Annotated in this window: 18 protein-coding genes and 2 pseudogenes; 12 read left to right on the plus strand and 8 right to left on the minus strand. The window is 70.6% G+C overall.

The window, feature by feature from the left end:
* Positions 1 to 36: 36 nt before the first annotated feature.
* From ACFXKZ_RS07900 to ACFXKZ_RS07915, 4 genes are read left to right on the plus strand one after another with little or no spacing between them, the layout of a single operon-like run.
* Positions 37 to 1581, plus strand: a complete 1545-nt coding sequence (locus ACFXKZ_RS07900; RefSeq protein WP_379997634.1) for an ABC transporter substrate-binding protein — start codon at positions 37 to 39, stop codon at positions 1579 to 1581.
* Positions 1569 to 2567: an ABC transporter permease gene (locus ACFXKZ_RS07905; protein WP_379997636.1), complete on the plus strand. Its 999-nt coding sequence runs from the start codon at positions 1569 to 1571 to the stop codon at positions 2565 to 2567. The genes ACFXKZ_RS07900 and ACFXKZ_RS07905 overlap by 13 nt, the downstream gene beginning before the upstream one ends.
* Complete coding sequence (locus ACFXKZ_RS07910) at positions 2564 to 3427, plus strand: ABC transporter permease subunit (RefSeq protein ID WP_379997638.1); 864 nt, start codon at positions 2564 to 2566, stop codon at positions 3425 to 3427. The genes ACFXKZ_RS07905 and ACFXKZ_RS07910 overlap by 4 nt, the downstream gene beginning before the upstream one ends.
* Positions 3424 to 5211 carry an ABC transporter ATP-binding protein gene (locus ACFXKZ_RS07915; RefSeq protein WP_379997640.1) on the plus strand — a complete coding sequence of 596 codons (1788 nt, stop codon included), beginning with the start codon at positions 3424 to 3426 and terminating at the stop codon, positions 5209 to 5211. The genes ACFXKZ_RS07910 and ACFXKZ_RS07915 overlap by 4 nt, the downstream gene beginning before the upstream one ends.
* 87 nt (positions 5212 to 5298) lie before the next feature.
* Here the strand turns inward: ACFXKZ_RS07915 and ACFXKZ_RS07920 are convergent, their stop codons facing one another.
* Complete coding sequence (locus ACFXKZ_RS07920) at positions 5299 to 6033, minus strand: response regulator transcription factor (RefSeq protein WP_379997642.1); 735 nt, start codon at positions 6031 to 6033, stop codon at positions 5299 to 5301.
* Between the two features lie 269 nt (positions 6034 to 6302).
* On the opposite strand from ACFXKZ_RS07920, the gene ACFXKZ_RS07925 reads away from it, so the two are divergent.
* Positions 6303 to 6524 carry a hypothetical protein gene (locus tag ACFXKZ_RS07925; protein ID WP_379997644.1) on the plus strand — a complete coding sequence of 74 codons (222 nt, stop codon included), beginning with the start codon at positions 6303 to 6305 and terminating at the stop codon, positions 6522 to 6524.
* Between the two features lie 95 nt (positions 6525 to 6619).
* On the opposite strand, the gene ACFXKZ_RS07930 is transcribed toward ACFXKZ_RS07925, so the two are convergent.
* The 6 genes and pseudogenes from ACFXKZ_RS07930 to ACFXKZ_RS07955 form a co-directional block, all read right to left on the minus strand.
* A complete protein-coding gene (locus tag ACFXKZ_RS07930; RefSeq protein WP_379997646.1) occupies positions 6620 to 8071 on the minus strand; it encodes a sensor histidine kinase in 1452 nt (483 codons plus the stop codon).
* Positions 8050 to 8661, minus strand: coding sequence for a phosphatase PAP2 family protein (locus ACFXKZ_RS07935; RefSeq protein WP_379997648.1), 612 nt, complete (start codon positions 8659 to 8661; stop codon positions 8050 to 8052). Before ACFXKZ_RS07935 ends, ACFXKZ_RS07930 begins: the two co-directional genes overlap by 22 nt.
* Positions 8658 to 9338: a DedA family protein gene (locus ACFXKZ_RS07940; protein ID WP_379997650.1), complete on the minus strand. Its 681-nt coding sequence runs from the start codon at positions 9336 to 9338 to the stop codon at positions 8658 to 8660. Before ACFXKZ_RS07940 ends, ACFXKZ_RS07935 begins: the two co-directional genes overlap by 4 nt.
* A gap of 362 nt (positions 9339 to 9700) precedes the next feature.
* Positions 9701 to 9877, minus strand: coding sequence for a hypothetical protein (locus ACFXKZ_RS07945; protein ID WP_379997652.1), 177 nt, complete (start codon positions 9875 to 9877; stop codon positions 9701 to 9703).
* Positions 9878 to 10083: 206 nt separating this feature from the next.
* Complete coding sequence (locus tag ACFXKZ_RS07950) at positions 10084 to 10623, minus strand: sensor histidine kinase (RefSeq protein WP_379997654.1); 540 nt, start codon at positions 10621 to 10623, stop codon at positions 10084 to 10086.
* A gap of 187 nt (positions 10624 to 10810) precedes the next feature.
* Positions 10811 to 11155, minus strand: a pseudogene (locus ACFXKZ_RS07955) (two-component sensor histidine kinase); the annotation flags it as partial.
* Here ACFXKZ_RS07955 and ACFXKZ_RS07960 point away from each other — a divergent pair.
* Positions 11036 to 11476, plus strand: a complete 441-nt coding sequence (locus ACFXKZ_RS07960) for a hypothetical protein (protein ID WP_379997656.1) — start codon at positions 11036 to 11038, stop codon at positions 11474 to 11476. The pseudogene ACFXKZ_RS07955 and the gene ACFXKZ_RS07960 overlap by 120 nt on opposite strands.
* A 93-nt stretch (positions 11477 to 11569) precedes the next feature.
* On the plus strand, positions 11570 to 12139 hold the full coding sequence (locus tag ACFXKZ_RS07965; protein ID WP_379997658.1) for a hypothetical protein: 570 nt from the start codon (positions 11570 to 11572) through the stop codon (positions 12137 to 12139).
* A 733-nt stretch (positions 12140 to 12872) separates the two neighbouring features.
* Here the strand turns inward: ACFXKZ_RS07965 and ACFXKZ_RS07970 are convergent.
* Positions 12873 to 13904 (minus strand): HNH endonuclease, encoded by a 1032-nt coding sequence (locus ACFXKZ_RS07970; RefSeq protein WP_379997660.1) that lies wholly within the window; start codon positions 13902 to 13904, stop codon positions 12873 to 12875.
* Between the two features lie 1061 nt (positions 13905 to 14965).
* Here ACFXKZ_RS07970 and ACFXKZ_RS07975 point away from each other — a divergent pair.
* From ACFXKZ_RS07975 to ACFXKZ_RS07995, 5 genes and pseudogenes are all read left to right on the plus strand, one after another.
* On the plus strand, positions 14966 to 15460 hold the full coding sequence (locus tag ACFXKZ_RS07975) for a winged helix-turn-helix domain-containing protein (RefSeq protein ID WP_379997662.1): 495 nt from the start codon (positions 14966 to 14968) through the stop codon (positions 15458 to 15460).
* Positions 15457 to 15966, plus strand: coding sequence for a transposase (locus ACFXKZ_RS07980; protein WP_379997664.1), 510 nt, complete (start codon positions 15457 to 15459; stop codon positions 15964 to 15966). Before ACFXKZ_RS07975 ends, ACFXKZ_RS07980 begins: the two co-directional genes overlap by 4 nt.
* A 1233-nt stretch (positions 15967 to 17199) precedes the next feature.
* The gene (locus ACFXKZ_RS07985; protein ID WP_379997666.1) at positions 17200 to 17937 is read left to right on the plus strand and encodes a hypothetical protein; all 738 of its coding nucleotides are present in this window, start codon (positions 17200 to 17202) and stop codon (positions 17935 to 17937) included.
* A gap of 237 nt (positions 17938 to 18174) precedes the next feature.
* Positions 18175 to 19578: pseudogene (locus tag ACFXKZ_RS07990) on the plus strand (APC family permease); the annotation flags it as partial.
* Between the two features lie 1254 nt (positions 19579 to 20832).
* Complete coding sequence (locus tag ACFXKZ_RS07995; protein WP_379997668.1) at positions 20833 to 23976, plus strand: BTAD domain-containing putative transcriptional regulator; 3144 nt, start codon at positions 20833 to 20835, stop codon at positions 23974 to 23976.
* The last annotated feature ends 50 nt before the right edge of the window (positions 23977 to 24026 follow it).

A 24026-nucleotide genomic window follows, 5' to 3' on the forward strand; every position in this document is an offset into this window, starting at 1 on the left:
TCATCTGTGGTTGTGGTTCGAGAACGAGGACGCACCGTGTACGTGAACAGGCGCCAACTGCTGATAGCCGGCGGAGGGATCGGGGCCGCCACCCTCGTCGGATGCTCGTCCCAGGGCGGCGACACCCCGGCGCCGCAGACCACCGGCGGCACCCCGAAGAAGGGCGGCACGCTCCGCGTCGGCGCGCTGGGCCGGGCCGGGGCAATCACCCGCGACCCGCACGGCACGCAGAGCAACGAGAGCGACTATCTGGTCCTGTCGCTCGTGTTCGACACGCTGACGGTGCCCGCCGACCGGCCCAACACGGCGCCCCGCCTGGCCGCGTCGTGGGAAGCCGGCCCCGACCTGAAGACCTGGCGCTTCAAGCTCGCTCCCGGCGCCCTCTTCCACGACGGCAGCCCGGTCACCGCCGCCGACGTGGTCTGGTCGCTGCGCCGCCTGCGCAACACCAAGTCGGGTGCCTCGCGCCTGCCCGGCATCCAGGCGGACAACATCACCGCCGACGGCCAGGACACCGTGGTCCTGGTCTCCGACTACCCCGACGCCGAACTGCCGCTGCTGACCCGGCTAAGCAGCTTCATCCTCAAGAAGGACACCCCGGACAACGCGCTGGACAAGGCGCCCGGCACCGGTCCGTTCAAACTCGACTGGTACCGCAACGGCAATGCCCGCCTCGTCCGCAATGAGAAGTGGTACGGCGGCGAAGTCCTCCTCGACGCTGTCGAGATCACCATGTTCGACACCGCGCAGGCGATGTCCAACGCGATCCTCGCCGGCCAGATCGACCTGGCCTCCAACGTCGGCCCGGTGGCCGCGCGCACCGCCGAGAGCCGCAAGGACCTGCGGGTCGTGCGCCGCCCGAACGACATGGCCATGCCGATCGTCATGCGCGCCAAGGACGGCCCGTTCGCCGACCCGCGCGTGCGGGAGGCCATGCGCCTGGTCGTCGACCGCGACGCCATGGTCAAGCAGGTCCTGTCCGGCTACGGCACCGTAGCCAACGACATCATGGGCACCGGCGACCCGCGCTACGCCCGCGACATCCCGCAGCGCGCCCGCAACCTGACCCGCGCCAGGCAGCTCCTCACCGAGGCGAACTTCGACCTGGGCAGGACGTACGACCTGATCACCACCGAGGACATCGCCGGACTCGCCGAATCCGCCACGCTGTTCGCCAACCACGCCCGCGAAGCCGGCATCAGGATCAACGTCGTCAAGCAGGAGTCCGGTAAATTCTGGGACGAAACCTGGCAGAAGGGCACCCTCTACACGACGTACTGGGGCACCAACGACTCGGTGCTCTTCCTCGGCTCCAAGCTCATGGTCGGCGACGCCGGCCAGAACGAGGCCCAGTTCGCCGACCCGGCGTTCGACGACGCCTACCGTCGCGCGGTCGGCGCCGCCGACGAGGCCGGCCGCGCCACAGGCCTGGTCGAGGTGCAGAAGATCCAGCACGAGCGCTCCGGCTACCTGCTGTGGGGCATGGCCGACGGCATCGACGTCGCCACCGCCAAGGTCCAGGGCCTGCCCGCCCTGGCCGGATACGGCCGCGTCCAGTTGCAGAGCGCGTGGCTGCGCTGACCCCGGGCGCAGCGGCGGCCGGGTCCACCGACCCGGTGCGGCGCGCAGGGCGGGCCGCGCTACGCGCGGGCGCCGTCCTGTTGCACCGCACCCTGGTATTGATCGCTCTGCTGGCCGTCGTCTTCGTCGCCGTGGAGATCCTTCCCGGCGACGCGGCCACCGCCACCGCGGAGCGCGGCGACAGCGCCGCCGGCATTGCCGCTCGTCGCGAACAGCTGGGCCTGGACCGGCCGTTGTGGGAGCGCTTCACGGACTGGATGATCGCGTTGCCCACCGGTGACCTGGGCACCTCCGCGCGCGGCGAGAAGGTCGCCGACCTGCTGCGCGACCCGTTTCCCAACACCCTGGTCCTGGCGGGCGCGGCGTTCGCCCTCACGGCCGTCGCGTCTCTGGCCCTCGGCTGCCTGGCCGCCGCGCGCCCCGGCAGGCGCACGGACCGCGTGATCGGCCACACCGCCACGACCGCGTTCGCCGTGCCCGACTTCGTCCTGGCGACCGGCCTGGTTCTGGTCCTGTCCCTGTGGACCGGTTGGCTGCCCGCGGTCACCGTCGCCGACGCGACGGGCAAACCCGCCGAATGGACCATGATGATCATGCCGGTGCTCGCCCTCGCCATCCCACAGATCGGCTGGAACACCCGCATCGTCCGCGGCGCCCTCGCCGACCAGGCCGGCATGCCCCACGTCGAAGCCGCCCGCCTGGACGGCCTGTCCACCACCCGCGTCCTGCTGCGCCACGCGCTGCCCGGCGCGCTCCCCGTCGTCGCCACCGGCATCGCCACCTCGACGGGCATGCTCCTGGGCGGCGCCGTCGTCGTCGAAACCCTCTTCAACTACCCCGGCATCGGCACCGTCCTGGCCGGCGCCGTCGCAGGCCGCGACACCGCCCTGATCGCCGGTTCCGTCGCCCTCGCGGGCGCCGCGATCACCGTCGTCCTCCTCGCCGCCGACCTCGTCCGCGCCAAGACCGCCGGAGCCGGCCGATGACCACCTCCGCCGCCTCGACCACCACCGCCGCCGCGTCCGCCCGACCCGGGCGGCGTCGCGCCGCGCGCCGTGTGCTGCCCCTGCTCCTCCCGGCCGCGCTCTTCCTCGGGGCCGCCCTCGCCGGACCCCGGCTCGCACCGCACACCATCGACGCCCCGGTGACCGCCACCTACGCCACGGCCGGCGACGGCGCGTTTCTGGGCGGCGACCAACTCGGCCGCGACGTGTGGTCCCGCCTCCTCGACGGCGGAACCGCGCTGATCGGCTGCGCCTTCCTCATCGCCGCCGCCGTCACTGCGGCGGCGGCCCTGCTCGGCTGCCTCGCGGTACTGCACCCGCGCGCGGGCCGCATCCTCGAACGCACCGCCGACGTCGCCATCCTCCTGCCGTCCGTCCTGGGCATCATGCTCGTCGCCCTGGCCTGGCCGGACGGCGGACGCTTGGCCGTCGTCACCGCCGCCGTCGTCCTGGGCACCCCGTTCGCCGTGCGCGTGGTCGCCGCGGCCGCCGCACCGCTCGCCGCCGCCGGGTACGTCGAAGCCGCCCTGATGCGCGGCGAGTCCAGCCTCTCCATCACCGTCCGCGAACTTCTGCCCAACCTGCGCGGCACCGTGACGACCCTGTTCGGACTGCGCTTCGTCGAAGCGGTCTACATCATCTCGACGGCCGCGTTCCTCCAGATCGGCCCCCAACCGCCCGAAGCCGACTGGGCGCTGATGATCCGCGAGAACGCCCCCGGCATCCTCCTCAACCCGTGGGCCGTCCTGGCGCCCAGCGCCGCCATCGCCCTCCTGGCGATCACCGTCAACCTCGCCGCCTCGGCACCGGCCCCCCGCACTCAGGCGGTGACCTCGGCATGAGCCCGCGCACCCCTACCCGCTCCGGACCCGGATCCGAACCCGAACCCGGACCCGAACCCGGACCCGAACCCGGACCCGAACCCGGACCCGAACCCGAACCCGAACCCGAACCCGGACCCGAACCCGAACCCGAACCCGGAGACGACACACGCCACGACACGCATTCGAGCACCGCCGACCGTGCCGCGAGAGCCGCGAACGGCGATGCCGCCGAGACGGTGGTCGCCGCCACCGCCGGACTCGGCATCCGCCTCCCCGGTGGCCACCTGCTGCACCCGACCGACGCCACCGTGCACGCGGGCCGCATCACCGCGCTCACCGGCGCGTCCGGCTCCGGAAAGACCACACTCCTCAAGGCCCTGCTCGGCCATCTGCCGCCCGGCGCCACCACCGACGGCACCGCACGCGTCCTCGGCCACGACGTGCTGCGGCTGGACCGCGCCGTGCTGACCCGGCTGCGCCGCACCGAACTCGCCTACGTCGGCCAGGATCCCGGCTCCGCGCTCAACCCCCGCATGACCGTGCGCCGCCTCGTCGCCGAGACCGCCCACGACCCGACCCGACACGCCGTCGACGCCCTCCTCACCGAATGCCGCCTTTCCCTGGAGGGCGGCCTGCCCGACCGCCGGCCCAGCGCCCTCTCCGGCGGCCAGCAGCGCCGCGTCGCGCTCGCCCGCGCCCTGGCCCGCAACCCCCGACTGCTGCTGCTCGACGAACCCACCGCGGGACTCGACCCCGCGCTGCGCGACGAGATCGCCCGGCTCCTGCGACGCCTCGCGGATACCCGCGGACTCGCCGTGCTGATGGCCTGCCACGATCCGGAACTGGTCGGGGCATGCGCCGACGACACCATCGCCCTCGTAACTCCCGGCACAGCGGACACCCTCGGAACGGCCGGCCCGCCAACACGGCCGCCCTCCTCCCCGAAGCGGGCGCGGACGCGAATCCCGGCGGAGCGAACCACACCCACTGAGCGCACCGCCCCCCGGATCGACCCCGACCACGTGCGCCCGCCCACCGAGTCCATCGCCGCGGCGGAGCCCGAGCGGCACGAACTCGCCGCCCACCGGGTCACCGTCGCCTTCGGCACCGGTCGCAATCGCCGCCCGGCACTGGACGGCGTGGACCTCGCACTCCCGTCCGGCGCCGCGGTCTCGATCGTCGGCCCGTCCGGCTCCGGGAAGACCACGCTGCTTCGCGTGCTCGCCGGACTCGCCGTGCCCGCCTCCGGCACACTCACCCTGGACGGCGCGCCGCTGCACCCCGCGGTTCGCCGCCGCGGACGCGACCGGCAACGCCGGATCCAGCTCATCCCGCAGAACCCGCTCGCCACCCTCAACCCGAGCCGTACCGTCGGTGCCGCCCTGGCCCGCCCACTGGCACTGCACACCCCACTCGCCCGCGGCCCGCGCGTCGCACGTGTCGTCGAACTGCTAGAACTGGTCGGCCTGCCCGCCGACTTCGCCGATCGCCACCCCGTCGAACTGTCCGGAGGCCAACGCCAACGCGTCGCCATAGCGCGCGCCCTGGCCGTCGACCCCGACTACCTGCTGTGCGACGAGATCACCAGCGCCCTCGACCCCGACACCGCCATCGCCGTCATGGACCTCCTGCGCACCGTTTGCGCCGAACGGGGCACGGCCCTGGCCCTGGTCACCCACGACCACCACCTGGCCGCCCGCTACACGCAAACCGTGCACGTTCTCACCGAAGGCCGACTCACGGCCCGCGGCGACACCGCGACACTCCCAACCCACGACTCGGGGGTTGTCGGGGAGCCCTGACCGGTCGGACGGGCCGCCGCGCGGGCCGCGTGTCGCACGCCCGAGCGGACACACCCCCGGCGACCGGGCCGCCCGGCGACGGCCCGTTCACCCGCCACCGATGCGGTCGGTATCGACCAGCCTGTACCCGACCCCGCGCACCGTCTCGATCACGGGCCGCCGGCCGGGCGCGCCCGACGGGCCGGCCGAACGCGCGCCGGTGTCGCGACCTTCGCGGCCGATCTTGCGCCTGAGGTAGCCGACATACACCTCGACCACGTTCGCGGGCCCCTCGTAGTGCGCGTCCCACACGTTCGCCAGGATCTCCGTCTTCGACACCGCGTCGCCGGCGCGACGCATCAGGAACTCGAGCAGCGCGAACTCCCGTGGGGTCAGCTGTGCCTCCTCGCCCTCGATCTCGACGCGGCGGCGCGCCGGGTCCAGGGTCAGGGCGCCCACTTCGAGCACAGCGGGTCGCACCGGCGCTCCCCGGCGCACCAGCGCGCGCAGGCGCGCGATGAGGACCACGAAGCTGAACGGCTTGGTGAGATAGTCGTCCGCCCCCAGGTCGAACGCGTCCGCCTGGTCGTATTCGCCGTCCTTCGCGGTCAGCATCAGTACCGGGGTCCACACGTCCGCAGCGCGCAACCGTTCACACACCCGGTAACCGCTCAAGCCCGGCAGCATGATGTCGAGCACGATCACGTCGTAGGTGTTCTCGGTCGCGGCCCACAGGCCGTCGGTCCCGGTGTGGACCACCTCGACATTGAAGCCCGCGTCGACCAGCCCCAGCCGCACGGTCTCCGCCAACCGCACCTCGTCCTCCACCAACAGCACCCGCACCCGACACCTCCGCCGCCCACACACCGGCCGCCGGAACCGCCGACCGTGCAGCCAGCACACCACCCCGAACCCAAGAAGACGCTGAGACACGACAACGGTGCGTACGCCCGTTTCGCCCCGGGGCATGTGGCTTCTCAGCACGTTCTCAGCCGGCGGGTGGTTGGCTGCCGGTGAGGGTGGCCGGACTGGGCCGCCGATGTGTGATGTCGGGGAGAGAAAAGGCAGTGATCACCCGTTCGAGTTCGCTGCGCGCTCGACGTGGACGGCGGATGCGAATCATCGCGCCGGCGCTTCTGGCCGCGGCTGTGGTGGCCATTTTGATGCTGCCGCCGATTGCGGCCCAGGAGCCGAATCCGCGCCCCTGCACCACCGCCGCCGACACTGTGCAGGCACCGCACGCGCTGCGCGTGGCCGCCGAACACGCGGACAACCTGCTCGACAAGTTCCGGCACAAGCACGACGCGCACCCCACGCCGACGAACACCTGCTGACTCGAAGCCGGACTCGCCAAAGGCTCCGCGGGTTCAGGGCGCGGTGCGGATTTCGCGAGCCCGGCCCGCACCCACCGTTGCCCACCCCCAGCGAATCAGCGGCCGGTGGCCTCGTCACGCGCATCCACCGGCAGGACCACCCGGAACAGCGCCCCGCCCTGCGCCGAGGCGAACGCCTCAACCGTTCCCCCATGCGCGATGACCACCTCGCGCGTGATCGCCAACCCCAATCCGGTGCCGCCCGAGTCGCGGCGCCGGCTCTCGTCCAGTCGGACGAACCGCTCGAACACCCGCTCTCGGTCCTCGACCGGGATGCCGGGCCCGTCGTCGATCACCTCGACGATCGCGTTGCCGTCGACTTCGCGCAGGGTGAACCGCACGCTCGACCCGGCGTGCGTGGCGGCGTTGTCGGCGAGGTTGCGCAGTACTCGGCCGAGTCGATGGGCGTCGCCGCGCATCCGTACCGGAGTGATCGCCGCGGTCACGGCCAGGTCGGGATGCCGGACGGCGAGCCGGTGCCGCTCGGCATCGAGCAGGTCGTCCAGATCCACGTCGGCGAAGCGCGGTCGCAGTTCGCGCTCGTCGGCGCGGGCGAGCAGGATCAGGTCGTCGACCAGGCGGTCCAGGCGTACGGTCTCCGCGGTCAGCAGCTCGACCATGGCCGTGTCCCGGTCCGCGAGCGGGCGCGTGCCCAGCACCTCCAGGCCCGTGCGCAGTGTGGTCAGCGGGCTGCGCAACTCGTGCCCGGCGTCCGCGACGAACCGACGCCGTGCGTCGACCTGTTTCTCCAAACGGTCGAGCATCTCGTTCATCGTCTCGGCGAGCCGGGCCACCTCGTCCCGCGCCTCGGGCACCGGGACCCGATCGCCGAGGCGGGCCGCGCCGATGCCGGCCACCTTGCGCCGGATCGCCTCCACCGGTCCGAGCGATCGCCCCACGAAGGCGTACGTGGCGCCGGCGACCACGACCACCAGCACCGGATACCCGACGATCAACAGCGCGGCGGCGTCCTCGACACTGTCCCGGATCGGCTCCAGGGACTCGCCGACCACCACGGTGTACGTCCCGTCCGTCAGGCCCACGCCGATCGTGGCCACCCGGTATCGGTCCTCGTGGTTGATGATCCCGCGCCGGCCCTCGCTCTGCAGCCGGCCCGCCGCGGGCCGGGCGGCGGACATCGGCGGCCGTCCCCTCAGCGCGCCCGACCACGCGAGCACCGTGCCGTCCGGACGCAGTACCTGGACCGGAGCCGACCCACCCCGCTCGGTGGGGAACTCGCCTTCCGGTACGCCGGTGCGGGCCAGGTCGGCGGCGACCGCCCGGGCCTGCCGGCTCGCGTCGGCGTCGATCGTGCGTTCCAGGGACCGCCGGTAGAGCAGGACGAACGCGGCGATCGCCACGGCCAGGACCAGCGCCACCACCACCGCGGCGGCCAGCGCCGACCGGGTGCGCACGCCCGCGTGCCGCCGGTACCACCCACGGGCCCGCGCCCACCGGCCCGCCAACGCGGCGCGACCGCGCTCGATCATCGCCCGGCGGCGACCCACGGACGCATCCGCGAGTCCCGCATCCGCTCCACCAACGGCGCGGCCCGACCCGCCGCCAGGGTCAGCGGCCACGCCAACAGCACCCCGACCAGGAGACCTACGAGCGCGTCATGCGGATAGTGCACGCCCACCCACACCCGGGAGGCCGCCATCGCCAGCGCCGCGACCGCCGCGAGGATGCCCAGGGCACGGTTCAGCAGCCAGATCACGGTCGCCGCCGCGGCCGCGATCACCGCGTGGTTGCTCGGGAACGACCAGTCGCCGGCAGCCGGACAACTCTCGACGGTGAACGAGTTCGCCATGCTCTGGCAGGGCCGCTGCTCGTGGACCAGGCTCTTGAGCCCGGTGTCCAGCGCGTACACCAGGGCCACCACCAGCGGCGCGCACAGCGCCCGCGCCATCCGCACCGTGTCCTGCCCGCGTGCCGACCACCACGCGAGCACCATCAGCGCCGCGAAGACGACCAGGCCGTACGCGGTCCAGTCGTCGATCACCCGGTTGACGAAATCCGGCGTGTGCCGGGCCCATTCGGTCACCCGCGTGTACAGCCCGCCGTCGACGGACGAGCCGAAGAGGGCCGACGCGGTCATGATTCCTCCCGATGCCCGGCGTGCCGAGGCACGGTGTTCGGCTTCCGCCGTCGCGCCTTGAGCACTTCGAGGGCGATGGGTGTCAGCGATACCAGGACGACCAGCGCGACGATCGGCAGCAGGTAGGTGTCCACGTTGGGCACCGACGAACCCAGGCCGTAGCCTGCCATGACCAGTCCGATCGCCCAGACCGCCCCGCCGAGGGTCTGCCACAGTGTGAAGGTGCGCACCGGCATCTCCAGGACACCGGCGAGCGGGTTCAGCACGGTACGCACGATCGGTACGAAGCGGGCCAACACCACCGCCTTGGCGTGTCCGTACCGGGCCAGCAGCTCCTCGGCTCGCTGCACACCCTCGTGCAGGCTCTTGTTCCGGTACCGGGCGAGCAGCGCGCGTCCGCCGCGGCGACCCAGGACGTACCCGACCTGCGCGCCGATCAGGGCGCCGGCCACGGCGGCGAGCAGGACCTGCCACAACGTCAGGTGGACCCCGGAGGAACTCGACACACACAGCAGACCGGCGGTGAACAGCAACGAGTCGCCGGGAAGGAAGAAGCCGATCAGCAGCCCGGTCTCCGCGAACAACACCACGGCGATTCCGATCGCCCCGAACGCGGACAACAACGAACTCGCGTCCAGGACGTTCACGGCCAGGTCGGACACGGCCGACGGCGCCATAGCGCTCCCTCCCATACGTCGCGATCCGACGTCGCTTCGACCGCGTATCGCGGGAACGACGACGCACCGGTGCTCTGTCCCCGAAACCATCGCGGATCACGCCTGAGAGAACGCTGAGAACAAGGGGCACCGCGCGGCTGGGTGAGGGTCGGTGCGGGTCGGCGCGGGCCGGCCCGGGGCCCGCCCGGCCGGCCACGACCGAGCCGCTCACGCAGACCGTTCACCACACCACCGCGACCCAACGGGTGTACCAGTGAAACGTGTTGGAACCGCCGCGTCACGGCCATCGGGGGGATCGTCCCTCCAGCCCCACGCCGCTTGTCCGTGGGCGAGGCCACTTGGTCCTACTCGGCGCTATGCCGTCAGGCTTGGAGGGCGGTGCCGAGCATTACCTCCACCGCGCCGCCGGCGAGGCCGGTCGCACGACCGAGGAGAGGACGGTCGCAACGGTCTGTCGGGGGCACGCCGGGTGGCTTGTGGATGGCCAGGTCGTGGATGCGTACGTGGGTGTCCAGGAGGACCGCGTCGGGTACGCCCAAGCCGGCGGTGCCCTTGAGCGTCAGGGGTGATGGGGGCGCAAGTTCGGCTCCGTAGTGGCAGTCGGTTGCTCTCGGGGGGTCTTCGAGCCGAGTGATCGCGGGGCGGGTTCGATGCCTGCGAAATCGCTCTCGCGTGGCTTGTCGAAGCGTGTGGCGATGCCACGGCGGTCCTGCGTTCGGTTGATCAGGCGCTCGGTGTCGTTCCTTCAGGCCGGATCTTCCACGTCCTCGTCCCGCCGGAGCGGGAGGAGGAGTGTGAATGTCGTGGGGTCGGTGTCGGTCAGTGCGAGTCGCCCGCCCGACGAGTGGGCGAGGTCGGTGGCCAGTGCGAGTCCGATGCCGGTGCCGGATCCGGTGGTGTGGCCGCGCGAGAACATCGTCGCCTGATCGGTGTGCAGGGTTCCCTCGTCGGTGACGTCGAGGGCAACGGCGTCACCGAGGTCCCGGGCCGTCACGGTGGTCGATCCGCGGCCGTGGCTGCGGGCGTTGTCGAGGAGGATGTCGAGGATCTGACCGACGACTCGGCCGGGCACCCGTAGGTCCCGGGTCTGCGGATCGAGGTCGAAGTCGACGCGGCGGCCGTCCTTGGCGAAGAGTCCGTGCCACCGCTGCTCGATCCCGTCCGCCAACGGCCCCAATGGCTCCGTGGCCAGGGGTCCGAGGGGCGTGTGCCCGGATCGGGCCAGTCGCAGCACGTCGTTCACGGTCCGGTCGAGGTCCCGGGCACGTTCCGGGGCTTCCGTCACGGCGGCACGCAGGTCCGCGCGGGGCGTGCCAAGGGCCGCCTCCAGGCCCAGTTGCAAACCGGTCAGCGGGGGTGCGCAGCTGATGGGACGCGTTGGCCGCGAAGTCTCGCTCGCGCAGCAGGAGTTGGGCCAAGCGCTCGACCATCGCGTTGTGGGTGCCGGCCACCTGGTCGATCTCCGGGATCACGCTGGGAGCGGCCCGGGCGGTCAGGTCGCCCTCGGTGACGGCCACGCATTGGCGTCGTAGGTCCTCCAGCGGAGCGGACAGGGCGCGGGCCGAGCGCCGGGCGACGACGGCCGCGCACAGTGCGGCCAGGGCCATGCCCGCGAGGGTGAGCCAGCCCAGGAGTACGTGCCGCCACACGCCACTCGACGGCGTGGAGGCCCGGACGACGCCGATCACCTGTTCGTCGTGCGAGACGGGCACGGCCACGACGAGGTCGTCGCCCTCTTCCCGCGCGACCGCTCCCCCGCCCGCTCGCCGCGTGGCGGCGTCGCCGACCCGAGGTCCGGTCCCGGCGCGCAGGATCATCGCGGCGTCGTAGACACCCAAGCGCGTGTCGCCGCGCGGGGTGGGCAGCTCGACGGGATCGCCGGTGGTGAAGTCGGGACTCACCCGCACGGCGGCGGCCAGGGCGTCGCGTTCGAGCTCGTCACGTTCGTCGGCGAAGAAGTACGTCCGGACGGCCACCGCGAGGGGCAGCGCGAACAGGACCAGGGCCACCAGCACGGCGCCCACCGCCACGCGAACCACGCGCTGTCTCATGTGCCCATCATGGGGACCGGCGTGCCCCCGGATGTCGATCGGCGCGCGGTTTTGCCGTCGTCCAACCCTCGGCAGGCGGGGGGTTAACCGTGCTCTGTCTAGCGTTTCGAACATAGCCACACGGCTGTCGAGAAGGTGGTCGTCCCTCCTTCGTCGTCGTCGTCGAGGGGAAGTGTCACCATGCGCGGCAAGCTCGTCTCCTGCGCCCTCGGACTGGTGTGTTCCGCGGCATTGATCGCCGGCTGCGGCGGCTCGTCCTCGGGGGGCGGTTCACCCGACGTCAACACCGCGGGCGACATCCCCGACAACCAGGCCTACGTGAACTACCAGCCGCCCGCCGGAGGCTTCACGATCAAGGTGCCGGAGGGTTGGTCGCGCCTGGACAACGGATCCACCGTCTCGTTCACCGACAGGCTGAACCGGATCGAAGTCACCGACGTGCCCGGCGCCTCGGCGCCGACGATCGATTCGGTCACCGCGACGACGGTGCCGATGCTTCGGACGCATGTCCCCAACTTCGTGATGGACAAGGTCTCGGTGATTTCCCGGCACGCCGGTGACGCCGTCCTGCTGACCTACCGGGGCGACTCGCCCGCGGATCCGGTGACGGGCAAGGTGGGGCACGACGCGTTCGAGCGGTACGCCTTCTTCCGGAACGGGCATGAGGTGGACCTGACGTTGTCCGGGCCACAGACGGCCGACAACGTGGACCCGTGGCGTACCGTCTCCGACTCGTTCACCTGGCAGTGATCATCGTGGGCGACACGACCACCGGACCCGGCGGGGGCGACGGAGGCGACCTGCGCGGCGCGCACGTCCTGGACGCGCAGTCGAACGACAGTCGGCCCTGCACCCAGATCACCACCTCCCCGGTTCGCGTCCTCAGTCATCGCGCCGTCCCACCGCGGCCCGCCCTCGCTGCGCGCATGAATGTGCGCGACGTTGCTGTTGAGGAGGAGCCCCTCGGCGTTCGGGACACGACGGTATAGGAGGCTCACGGCAGGAGGGGATCCCACAGATGAGCGCGGTGGCATACAGGGCCTTCTCAGTGGCTCCGGTCGGTGATCGGTGGTGAACCAGCTTTGCATCCGGCACTCCGGGCTCCAGACTCATTCGCCCAGTGTGGCGCAGCAACGGCAAGGTCATGGTGCTGCTGCCGATCGGTCGGTGACACCATCGCCGATGCAACCTTGTGATCCATGCGGTTGTCGTGCCCCCCGGTTGGAGCTCCTCGCCGACCTCGCCCGGGCGGACCAGCGTGCCGCAGAGTGTTGCTGACCTCGCCCGCGGCAGCAAGGGCCGGACGGCCGATCGCGAAACCGCGTGGCCGGGCGTCGTTTCGTGCGGCCGGCGTGGGCCGCGTGTGTGGTCTGCTCCCTGCTCGCCGCCTTCGCCGGCGCGGTCGTCGTCACGGATGCGCAGATGCCTGCGGTCTTGATCCGCAAGTACGAGGGCGAAATGCGAGGCCTCTCGCTATGTGCCTTCAGCGGCCGGATTTCTCTGTGTAGAGGTTCGGCTCCCACGAGTTGATCCGGCACGTACCCATGTCAACGTCGCCAGGATCTGAGGACCACATCCAGGCGACGTCGAACGAGAACGTTCCCTGGACTACCCCGTCACCCTGAATTTCGTCCAGTCCGCCGTGCCGATTGTCTTGCACGAGAGAGGCTGTGAGGTCCGCTTCGAACTTGCCGCTGAAGGTGAACTCGATTGACCGGCCCTCACGCTCATAGTCGATCGAGTCGACCTCGACCCGCATCCAGGTCATCACCGGCGGACCGGAGTTGGTCGGCCCGAGGGGTGCCTCGATACCCGCGAAGTCCTCTTCGACGTTTCTGCAAATCATGCCGACCAACATCGCCACTCGATCCACGAGGACGTCTTCCACCTTGCTCCCGCACACGTCCAGGAGGATCGCCGCAGCCGTCCGCCCCCGGCTTGAGAGGGAGGTGACGGCTTCGATCGAGAGTTCGCCGTCGAGCGCAATCACGGTCGATTGGAAGGACGAAAAGTCGGCCTTCTCCTCGTCCAGAAGCGCCAGCTTCTGGACGATCGCCGGTGCGTATTCCTCGAACGCCTGCCTGGCCGCAGGATCGTTGAGGTCCGTCTCGCTGGCGTTGAGCAGGTACTCAGCAACCTTCCCTGAGGCACCGAAGCGTTTCACCCGCTTGACCACGGTCGGCTTGAGTCTGCGGGCTGTGTCCAGGTAGCCCAGCATGACGCCCCCGGACTTGTACAGCTTGTTTCCCTTACCTCGCGGCCCGTTGTGCGCAGAGCAGATAGGCGCAAGATTCTCGGCACCGTCGATGTCGAAGTCGCTGGGAAGGCAGTACTCGGCGCCGAGCACCTTCAGTTCCTTCGCTCCGACGCTCTGCGGGATGATGTGATCGATCTCGATATCGTTGAATTCCTTTGGCGTGTCGCACCAATAGCACCGATGCCGCCACAGCCGATACAGGACCAACCTCAGCACCGAGTTGTCTCCTCCGCCGTACGAGACCGTCTCGGTCGCCACGTACATCCCTTCCTGTTTCCGGCTCGGTGGCCCCATCCCAGGGCCGAGATTGGCGGCCGTTGAGAAGCCTGACCAGCTCACCGCGCGTGCCGCCCCGCGTCATGGCGGGTCAAGCGACGATACGGGAACGCACTGACGGCGACAGGCGGCTTCATTCGGGGGACAACGGACGGCCGCGTCGGCACTGCGCATCTGCAACGTCCCATCCCCGGAAAGCTGATGGGGGCTACTCGGGCGCGACCACGCCGACGCCGGGGGATGTTCACTCCGGTCTGTGTTTGCAGGGCGAATTTGGATCTTTTCGATGACGTGCGGACTCAGCCCTTGTGCCCGGCACATCTCCCGGGCTTGGCTGCGAAGTTCGGCGGTGATGGAGCCGATCGCGGCCATGAGGTGCACGTCGACGTCGAGGCGGACGCTGACATCGATATCCCGGGCGAGTTGGTCTTGCGTGAACTCGCGGGTCCGTTTTGACCTCACCAGCCAGGACTTGTCCTCCCCATAGGCCATAGACATCGACCTCACGGCGCAGGTCTTCGGGGAACCAGACGCCTGCGCCGGGGATGCAGTGCGATTCCGGCTTCTCGGTTGCCAAGGCCGCGATGACAAGCAGGTGGGGCAAGACCCCTTGATCGGCACCGCGGTCGACGTAGGTGTCGAGGCGGTAGAACACGGTCGGTCCTTGGTCCGATGTGGTGTAGCGGGCGGGGGTACTGCAGCCGCGGCAGGTGGAGGGGCCGTCCGCAGAGCTCAGCGGCACGAACATCTTCTGGCGGCAACGTGGGCAGTCGGACGCCAGCCCGCGCTCGGCCCAGCCCAGAGTGCACAGTTGCTCAACGGCGCCAGGGACGTGTGGGCGCTCGACGCTGGTGACGCCGGCAACGGATGCCGGCTGTTGCGCGGATCGGCAGGTACGCTCGGTCCGGCCGCCCCAGGCTCGCGCGATCTCCAGCAGACGTGCCTCGTCCGCGTCGTTGGCTTGAGCGATCCTGAGTTCCTCGGCTACTGAGATTTTCGGTTCGGGGTGACGGTGGAGTCGGTTGTGGGTGTATGCCGGTGTCATGCGGTTTCCCGACGGGGGCGGCCTGACCGCGAAACAGCGGGCCCAGCGGGAGCAAGTGCGGTTACGGGACGCCGAGATGTTCACGCAAGGAATGGCTCTGCGGCTGGTCGCCAAGGCACTGCGAGTGTCGCGCAAGTCCGCGTACGCCTGGCACGCCGAGTGGCGGGACGGGGGTGTCGAGGCGCTGCGTTCCAAGGGGCCTTCCGGCGGACCGTCACGGATGAGGCCGGACGGGCGGGCTTGGTTGGACGCGGAGTTGAAACGGGGTCCGGCCGCGCACGGCTGGGTCGAGGACCGGTCCTGGACCGTCGCCCGAGTGGCCACGGTGATCGCACGCCGCTTCCACGTGCGCTTCAGCGTTCCGCAGACCTGGCGAATCCTGCGGCGGATGGGTTGGACGCCGCAGGCCCCGGTGCACCGGGCGGTGGAGCGCGACGAGGCGGCGGTGGCCACCTGGGTGAAGGAGACGTGGCCACGCGTGGAAAGACGGTGAGGGACCGCGGTGCGTGGTTGTGCTTCGCGGACGAGGCGGGACGGACTCTGCGTCCGCCGAAGGCACGCACCTGGTCCCGGCGGGGCCACCCGCCCGTCATCCCCGTCAGCGGGAAGGGCTCGGGACGGATCTCGTTGGCGGGTCTGCTGTGTTGCAGGCCCGGCCGGCGGACCCGGTTGATCTTTCGGATCCGGGTGCATCGCGGCCGCAAGGGTGATCCCAAGGGTTTCCGGGAGAAGGACTTCGCCGAGCTGTTGGACTCCGCGCACCGGCAGCTCGGCGGTCCGATCGTGTTGGTGTGGGACAACTACACCCATCACGTCGACGCCGCGATGCGGGAGTTGATCGAGGCGCGGGCCTGGCTGACCGTGTTCCGGTTTCCCACTTACGCCCCCGATCCAACCCGGCCGAGGGCGTGTGGGCCCACCTCAAGCACAGCCTTGGAAACCTGGCCGCGTGCACCACCGTCGAACTCGCCGCCCTGGCCCGCACCCGACTGGAGATGATGCAATACCGATTCGCCCTCCTCGACGGCTTCATCGCCGAAACCGGACTGATCCCGGTCCCGCCGTAGTCACCCCAACCCGAAATCCTCAGTAGCTCGCGAATTGGACATCGCTGTAGGGGCGTTGCGAGATCTTCTACGGGCCGCCGAGTCCCTCTCCACAGCCGCAGCGTCGCCTGTCGGCATGGAATCCAGGACTGGCGAACGCGAGCGCTCTCCGATTCCCGACGGACGCTCCCGGCACGATAGTCGTCCCGGCGGGGTGGCGTAGTCGAAGCGCCGCCGAACGTGGCACCAACGCCGCCCGGGTGGGGCCTTCGGACAATCGACGCCCGGACTCCGCCATCGATCTGCGGTGTGTCGAAGCGCTGCCCGGGTGTTCGGTTGGTGTCAAGGTCTCGTGAGCAAAGGGCGTTCAGGCTTGTTGTCGGCGTGGGTCCGGCGGTCTGATCGTAGTGTGAGCGAATCTGCGGCAGCGACGGTCGGCGTCGACCACGAGCGCGGGGGTCTCGTGGCGGTCGCGTGCCGTCGATCGTGTGAGTCCGCGCTCTTGAGCCGGATCGGTCTGCATCACGACGACGAGCCCCCTGATCCGGACGGCAGTCCGAGGCACATCTGATCCGACGGGGCCGCCGCCTCCTTGGCAACGGCCTTGTTGCGCGGTTCTCGGCATGTGCGCGATCCCGTCGGGTGGCCGACAACGTGCGTGCACCGCAGAGTGTCCCCGGCCGGACTCGCCGCTCTCGTCAGGTCGCCTCCGGCTCCTCTACGCGCACAGCATCGGCCACCCGTTGGCATTCACCTGTTTCCCGGCTCAGCCCTGCGGTCGAGGTGTCCTGCCTGGCTGCCCTGCTTCTTGGAGGAACCATGCCCACATTCGCTTCTGCTCTTGCTTCCCCGGTCCGGGCATCCACACGCGTGGGGCCTCGGACGGTCCTGGTCACCGGTGCCGCGTCCGGCATCGGCTACGAGATCGCCCGCCCGCTCGCGGTTGCCACTGTGCTCGCCGGCCACCGCGATCGACCCGGGAGCCTATTACGACCGCCTCGCCGTCACCGAACCGGGCCCCAAGGTCGGTGAGAGCCGCACCATGGGGCGCTTGTGGAAGCTCGGCACGCACCTGACCGGACAGTCGTGAACGCCACACACGTCGCTTGCCCCGGAGCGCTTTGGCGGACACCGAACGCCGGACCCGGCCAAGGCCCGACGGGGGGCGGACGATATCCCGAGCCCGGTGTTCCCCTCGTCCGGGGCCGCCATCGGCGAGGCGCTCCTTCGAGCGGGCCTGACCCTCGACGATCTCGCGAAGCCGTGCCTGTTCGTCGGCGACTCCTGGTCCGACGAAGAACCCGCCACGATGCTCGGACGACTGGCCCTGGATCGCCTGGGGCTCAGACGCGCCGACGTTCGCGCCCTCGGTCCGAACGACAACGACGTGCTGCCCCTGCTGTGCACCCTGGTTCGTTCCCCCGGCCAGGATCCCCCAGTACGGCACAGCCTTCTGCTCGTTCCCGAGATCTCGCACCCCACTCCGGGTCGGGACTGCGCCCACCTCACGGGCGCCACCGCTGTCTTGTTCGAACGCCACTGGCCACACAACCGACTGAAGTCGATCGTAACTACGCGCAGCGAGGCGCCACGGGTTGATGATTTCCGCTGTACCCCACAGTCTCGCCAGTCGACCACCGTCACCCTGCCCGCGCGGCGTATCGCGAACGTGCTCACGGAAGGGCCCGGCCGGCTGCCGCCCCATCCAGGACACCATCGCAAGAGCGAGGATCGACCGCCCTCACCTGTGTGCGCGCTCGTCGGAAAGGCACTGCGCGCGGCGCACACGCCGTGGGGGACGATCGCCGGACTGCTGATCGGTCTCAAGGACGTTCTGGAGCGTGACCCGGAACCGGGGACGCGAGTGCTTCTGATCTCATTCGACTCCGATCACCACGGATCCGCCGGTGTCCTGGAGGTGTAGGGGCAACCTCCAACCTCGAAGCTCAACCTCCGCCGGCCTGATCACGGGGTGGGCCGGCCGCCGGTTCGGATCCGTCGCCGGCTCGGGCTCCGGTACCTCGTCGGCTTGGCCGAGGACGCGCGGAAGGAACGCGTACAGGCCGATACGAGCGGCGCCAAGATCACGTCAGGGCCGGTCTCCGACGGGTCTTGGGGGCCGACGCTGGGACCTCCGTTCGACCCAGTCCCGGAGAAAACCATGAACACGTCCGCCACTTCCAGCCGCCCCCGCGAGAAACGCGAGGACGGGGTCGAGCCCGAGGACGGCGATCGGCATCGGCTGACCGTCGTGGGCGGCCTGGCCGCGCTCTCGCTCGACGCGATGGCGTCGGTCGCCTACGGCCCCGAGGCGATCGTCCTGGTCCTGGCCCTCGCGGGCGGCGCCGGACTCGGCTTCACCCTCCCCGTCACCCTGGTCATCGCGGGCCTGCTGTTGGTCCTGACCATGTCCTACCGGCACGTGATCGCCGCGTTCCCCGACGGGGGCGGCGCCTACGGCGTCGCCAAGAAGCACCTCGGCCGACGCGCATCCCTGGTCGCCGCCGCCTCTCTGATCGTCGACTACGTGCTCAACGTCGCCGTCTCGGTCGCCGCCGGCGTCGCCGCGTTGACCTCCGCGGTACCCGGACTGCATCCGTACACCCTGTGGTTGTGCCTGGGCGTCCTGGCCCTGATCACCGCGATCAACCTCGGCGGCATCGCCTACAGCGCGAAGATGTTCGTCATCCCCACCGTCGTGTATGTGCTCGCCATCCTCACCGTCGTGGTGGTCGGCCTTCTCCGCGGCGGCCCCGCCGCCGCTCCTCTCGCGCAACCCGTCGACAGCGGTGCACTGCACACCGTCGGCATCCTGCTGCTCCTCAAGGCCTTCGCCAACGGCTGCGCGGCGCTGACCGGGGTCGAGGCGATCGCCAACGCCGTCCCCTCGTTCAAGGCCCCGCGTGCCCGTCGCGCCCAACACGCCGAGATCGCGCTGGGCGTGCTGCTGGGCGTGATGCTCATCGGGATCGCCGGGCTCATCCGGAAGTACTCCGTCAAGCCCGCCGACGGCGTCACCGTTTTGGCCCAGATCACCAACGCCTCACTTGGCCACGGCATCGGCTTCTATGTCGTACAGTTCGCCACCGTGCTCCTGCTGGCACTCGCCGCGAACACCTCCTTCGGCGGCATGCCGGTGCTCGCCGACCTGCTCGCCAAGGACGACTTCCTCCCGCACATATTCGGCATACACAACCGCCGTCGGGTCTACCGGGCCAGTGTCGCGCTGCTGGCGGTGACCTCGGCGATCCTGCTGATCGCCTCCCGTGGCGACATGAACGTCCTGGTTCCACTGTTTGCCATCGGCGTCTTCGTCGGCTTCACCCTCTCCCAGGTCGGCATGGTCAAACACTGGTGGCTCCTGCGCCCGACCGGTTGGCACGGCAAACTCGCCCTCAACGCCTTCGGCGCGCTCCTCACCGCCACCGCCGCGATCGTGGTCACCGCCGCCAAGTTCACCGAGGGCGCCTGGCTCATTGCCCTGGTCATCCCGTGCCTGGTCGGGGCATTCGACTCCACCCACCGGATCTACGACCGTCTGGCCAAACCCCTCGTGGCCGGCCGCCCGTAGGCCCGCAGAACCTACGATGTCCGGACGAGTCTCGGCACAGCTTCAGGTGGCACCGCCCCCACCTGTCGCGACCTTGACGCCGGCGTCGCCGCGTCGCCGCGACCATCCTCGGGGACGGACGTACCCTGGCAATGCACCGCGCGGTTGGTACCGATATCGATGTCGAGCCAACGCGGCAACCGGCTTCGGCAAATCGGCGAACGACCGCGCCCGACGACTCCAAGTCGTCGCCATCACCGACGCCGACCACCTCGCCCGCATTCGCGACACCGCCGAGGCCGCACGCTCCTCCACATCGCCGGCGCCCGACCCTCCCTCCAAAGCCGCCTGGTCGCGGTCACCCTCGCCGACCGGGTGGGCAGCGCCTTCGAGCACGCCGCGCACTGAACCCGGTTCGGCTGTAGGTCACTTGCATGCGGGCGACTTCCCACGCTCGGCCGCTGTCGGTGATCCGGGCCGGGGCGGCAGGGGCCGTGGCCGGACCACCGCGACGTCCACCGGACGCGAGCCGTTTGCCGCGCGGGCTCCGGATGCCGGCGCGAGGTGAACGGTCGGCCCGGCGGCCCGGCCGCAACCGCCGTCGGGCGGACGACCCACCCGGGCGGTACTCCGCCCATCGGGGACGCACTCCCGCCCACACCAAAGCTGCGGCTGCCAGGGCCAGGACGCCCTCGGCCGGCCCGCGGCCGGTCAGGCCGTCGAGGCCGGCGTTCGGCGCGGAGTCCATATGCGCGCGGTTGATCGCCGTCACCGCGCTCAGCGCCTTGGTGAGATGCTCGAAGGACCGGTTGGAGCCGTTCTCCTGATGGCTGGTTGTGAAATCGGCGGCGCTACGCATGTCCCCCCGCAACCATCGCCCGCATCTGCCGATCGTAGGCGTCCCGGTGCCGGGCGACACCCTCCACGGTCGCTGCTCGTTCCCGAACCCGGCCAACTGCTCTCTGCCGCCCCGATATTCCCCCACATGGCCCGGACCCGAGGTAGCGCAACGGCCGCACCAGGACGCCAGTACGCACCCCATACGCCTCATCCTCGATCCCGAACGCACCCTTGACGACAACCGGCTGGTTTCGACGCCAGGATCGATGTGGTGTGGCGACCCGGTCCGCGAAACTTCGAACGAAATAGCAAAGGTGTCCTATAGGACTGACTGACCGGGTTCTCCATGATCGGCCCCATCCCAATCTTGATGCGATCCGAACACCTCGCCCGCCCGGCCGTGTCGAACGCTCATGGCAAAATCAGCGCGTGCACATCGAGGTACTGGGCCCATTCGCGGTTCGCACGACCGACGGCGGCTTGGTCGACGTACCGGGAGCGCGGCTGCGCGCTCTGCTGATCGCCCTCGCGCTCCGCCCGGGTCACGCGATTCCAAAGGCTGCACTCGTCGACTGGATCTGGGGGGAACGCCCGCCGGCCGACGCGACGAACGCTCTCCACCGCCTGGTATCCCGGCTGCGCAAGGCACTGCCGGACGGCGTGGTCGAGGGGAAGACGGACGGCTACCGGTTGACCGTGGAGCCCGATGCCGTCGATGCCGTGCGCTTCGAACGTCTCGTCGTCGCGGGCCGGGCCCGCACCGAGGACGCCTTCCGGCGGGTGCGGCTGCTGCGCGAGGCCCTAGAGCTGTGGCGCGGTACGGCGATGCAGGATGTCGGTCTGCACGACAGCTCCGCGTTCGACGCCGCGGTCCTCCGGCTCGACGGGTTACGCCTGTCCGCCACCGAGGATCGATTCGAAGCGGAGGTCACCCTAGGGCGCGGCACGGAGCTGATCACCGAGCTGACCGACCTGGTGACCGCGTACCCGCTCCGGGAACGGCTCGCCGTCGCGCTGATGCGCGCCCTTGCGGCAGCCGGTTGCGAGAGCGAGGCGCTGCTGGTGTACCAGCGCACGAGGGAAGCCCTGGCCGGCACGCTGGGCGTCGACCCATCCCCGGAGCTGGCGGCGGTGCACGTCGCGGTATTGCGGGGCGAGCTGGGGCGGCGGGAGGAGAGCTGCAGAACCAACCTGCGCGCCGAGTTGACTACTTTCGTCGGTAGGAACGCCGATGTCGCGGCGGTCCGCGAGCTCCTCGCCGAGCACCGGCTCACCACCGTGATCGGGCCGGGCGGCGCGGGGAAGACCAGGCTGGCCACGGAGACCGCGCGCACGCTGCTCGACGACCTGCCGGACGGGGTCTGGCTGGTGGAGCTCGCCGCCATCGGCGCGGACGGTGACATCGCACAGTCGACGCTCGCCGGATTGGGCCTGCGGGACGCCCTGCTCGGCGGGGCCCCGAACGCGGAACCGACGGACCGACTCGTCACCGCGATCCGCGAGCGGGAGACGCTGCTGATCCTGGACAACTGCGAGCATCTGATCGAGTCCGCTGCGGTGTTCGCTCACCGGATGCTCGGGGAGTGCCGGCGGCTGCGGATCCTGGCCACGAGCCGCGAGCCCCTCGGCATCACCGGGGAAGCACTGTGGCCGGTCGAGCCGCTGGCCCTGCCGGAGGCGGATGCGGGTCCGGCCGACATCGAGTCCTCACCCGCCGTGCAACTGCTGCGGGACCGGGCCCGGGCCGTGCGGCGGAATCTCGCGGTCGACGCAGCCACGCTGGCGACCATGGCGCGGGTCTGCCGGGCACTGGACGGGATGCCGTTGGCGATCGAACTGGCCGCGGCCCGGTTGCGCACGATGCCCATCGACCAGCTCGCGAACCGGCTCGACGACCGGTTCCGCCTGCTGATCGGCGGCAGCCGAACCGCACTCCCGCGGCACAAGACGCTGCGCGGGGTGATCGACTGGAGCTGGCAACTGCTCACCGACGCCGAGCGGATGGTCCTGCGCAGGCTCGCGGTGTTCGCCGACGGGGCGAGCCTGGAGGCGGCCGAGCAGGTCTGCGCGGGCACCGGTGTCGCGCGGGAGCAGGTGCTGGAATTGCTCACCGCGCTGACCGAGAAGTCGCTGCTGCTCCCCGAGGGCGGCGGCACCCCGCGCTACCGGATGATCGGCACGATCAAGGAGTACGCCGGGCACCGGCTCGCGGAGGCGGGGGAATCGGAGCACACGCGCCACGCACACCTGGCGTACTTCACCGAACTCACCGAGACCGCGGAGCCGCATCTGCGCCGCGCCGAGCAGTTGGACTGGCTGGCCACGCTCGGGGCCGAGCACGAGAACATAGGTTCCGCGATGCGCGGCGCACTCGCGGCGGGTGAGGCGCAGGCGGCAATGCGGCTCGCGGCGGGTGCCGGCTGGTACTGGTGGCTCAGTGGGCACAAGACCGAGGGCATGGAGTTACTCACCACGGCCGGCAGGATGCCCGGCGAGGCGGCCGATGACGTCAGGGCCACCGTGTACGCCCTGGTCGTGTTGTTCGTGAGTTCCGGACGGGGCGACGAACACCAGGCCGCGGAGTGGATCCATATGGCATACCGGTTCAGCGTGCGCAGTCGGTGCCGCCATCCGCTGATGGGGTTCGTCGCCCCGCTGGAACGCATGTTGCGGGTACCCGACGCGTTCCTGACCGCGTTCGAACCGCTGCTGGACGACGAGGACCCCTGGGTGCGCGCGCTGGCCCGGCTGCACATGGGCAAGATGCGCATCATGCTCGGCCACGACGGGCGGGACGCGGACGCGTACCTGGAGACGGCGCTGGCCGAGTTTTTGCTGCTCGGCGAGCGATTCGGGATCTCCTTCGCCCTGAGCGAGCTGGCCGACCGGATCGCCGTGCGCGGCGAGTTCGCCGGTGCGTGCGAGCGCTACGAGCAGGCGATCGCGGTCGTCACCGAGATCGGTGACATCGAGGACGTCATCCGGATGCGGTCGCGGCAGGCCCAGTTGTACTGGCTGCGGGGCGACGAGGACGCCGCCGCGGCCGCCATTGCCGAGGCGCAGCGGTGCGCGGAGCGGGTCACCTGGCCGGACGCGCTGGCCGAGCTGGCCCTGTCGAAGGCGGAACTCGCCCGGTGGAGCGGCGACGCCGAGGAAGCGCACCGGCAACTCGCGGTCGCGACGGACGTATTGGGCGAAGAGGCGAAACAGGCGAGCGCGCGGGCGGTGTCCCACGACCTGCTCGGCTACCTCGCCGAGGATCTCGACCAGGTCCGGGCGCACCGCGCGGCGGCCTGCGCGGCGGCTGCCGAGGCGGGACACGCGCCGCTGATCGCGCAGGTACTCGTCGGGGTCGCGGACCTGGCTTTGCGCCGTGACAAGCCCGAGCAGGCCGCGTGGCTGCTCGCGGCGAGCGCCGGCGTGTGCGGGTTGTTGGACCGCTCCCGCCCGGACGTGGCGCGGATCGAGCAGGCCGCGCGCCGCAGCCTCGGCGACGCGCGGTTCGCACAGGCGACTCGGGAGAGAGCGCGGTCCGACTGGGCTTGGTTGGTCGAGGTCGCGCTCGCTTCTTGAGCGTGGCGACCGACCACACATAGCCGAGGAGGGCGAGCCCGAGGCACCAG

The sequence above is a fragment of the Embleya sp. NPDC059237 genome, from assembly GCF_042754105.1.
Classification (GTDB): domain Bacteria; phylum Actinomycetota; class Actinomycetes; order Streptomycetales; family Streptomycetaceae; genus Embleya.

Coding starts and splice junctions, on each gene's coding strand:
- ACFXKZ_RS07910 (WP_379997638.1), top strand. CDS start 2,564: ATGACCACCTCCGCCGCCTCGACCACCACCGCCGCCGCGTCCGCCCGA.
- ACFXKZ_RS07915 (WP_379997640.1), top strand. CDS start 3,424: ATGAGCCCGCGCACCCCTACCCGCTCCGGACCCGGATCCGAACCCGAA.
- ACFXKZ_RS07925 (WP_379997644.1), top strand. CDS start 6,303: ATGCGAATCATCGCGCCGGCGCTTCTGGCCGCGGCTGTGGTGGCCATT.
- ACFXKZ_RS07935 (WP_379997648.1), bottom strand. CDS start 8,661: ATGACCGCGTCGGCCCTCTTCGGCTCGTCCGTCGACGGCGGGCTGTAC.
- ACFXKZ_RS07940 (WP_379997650.1), bottom strand. CDS start 9,338: ATGGCGCCGTCGGCCGTGTCCGACCTGGCCGTGAACGTCCTGGACGCG.
- ACFXKZ_RS07965 (WP_379997658.1), top strand. CDS start 11,570: ATGCGCGGCAAGCTCGTCTCCTGCGCCCTCGGACTGGTGTGTTCCGCG.
- ACFXKZ_RS07975 (WP_379997662.1), top strand. CDS start 14,966: ATGCGGTTTCCCGACGGGGGCGGCCTGACCGCGAAACAGCGGGCCCAG.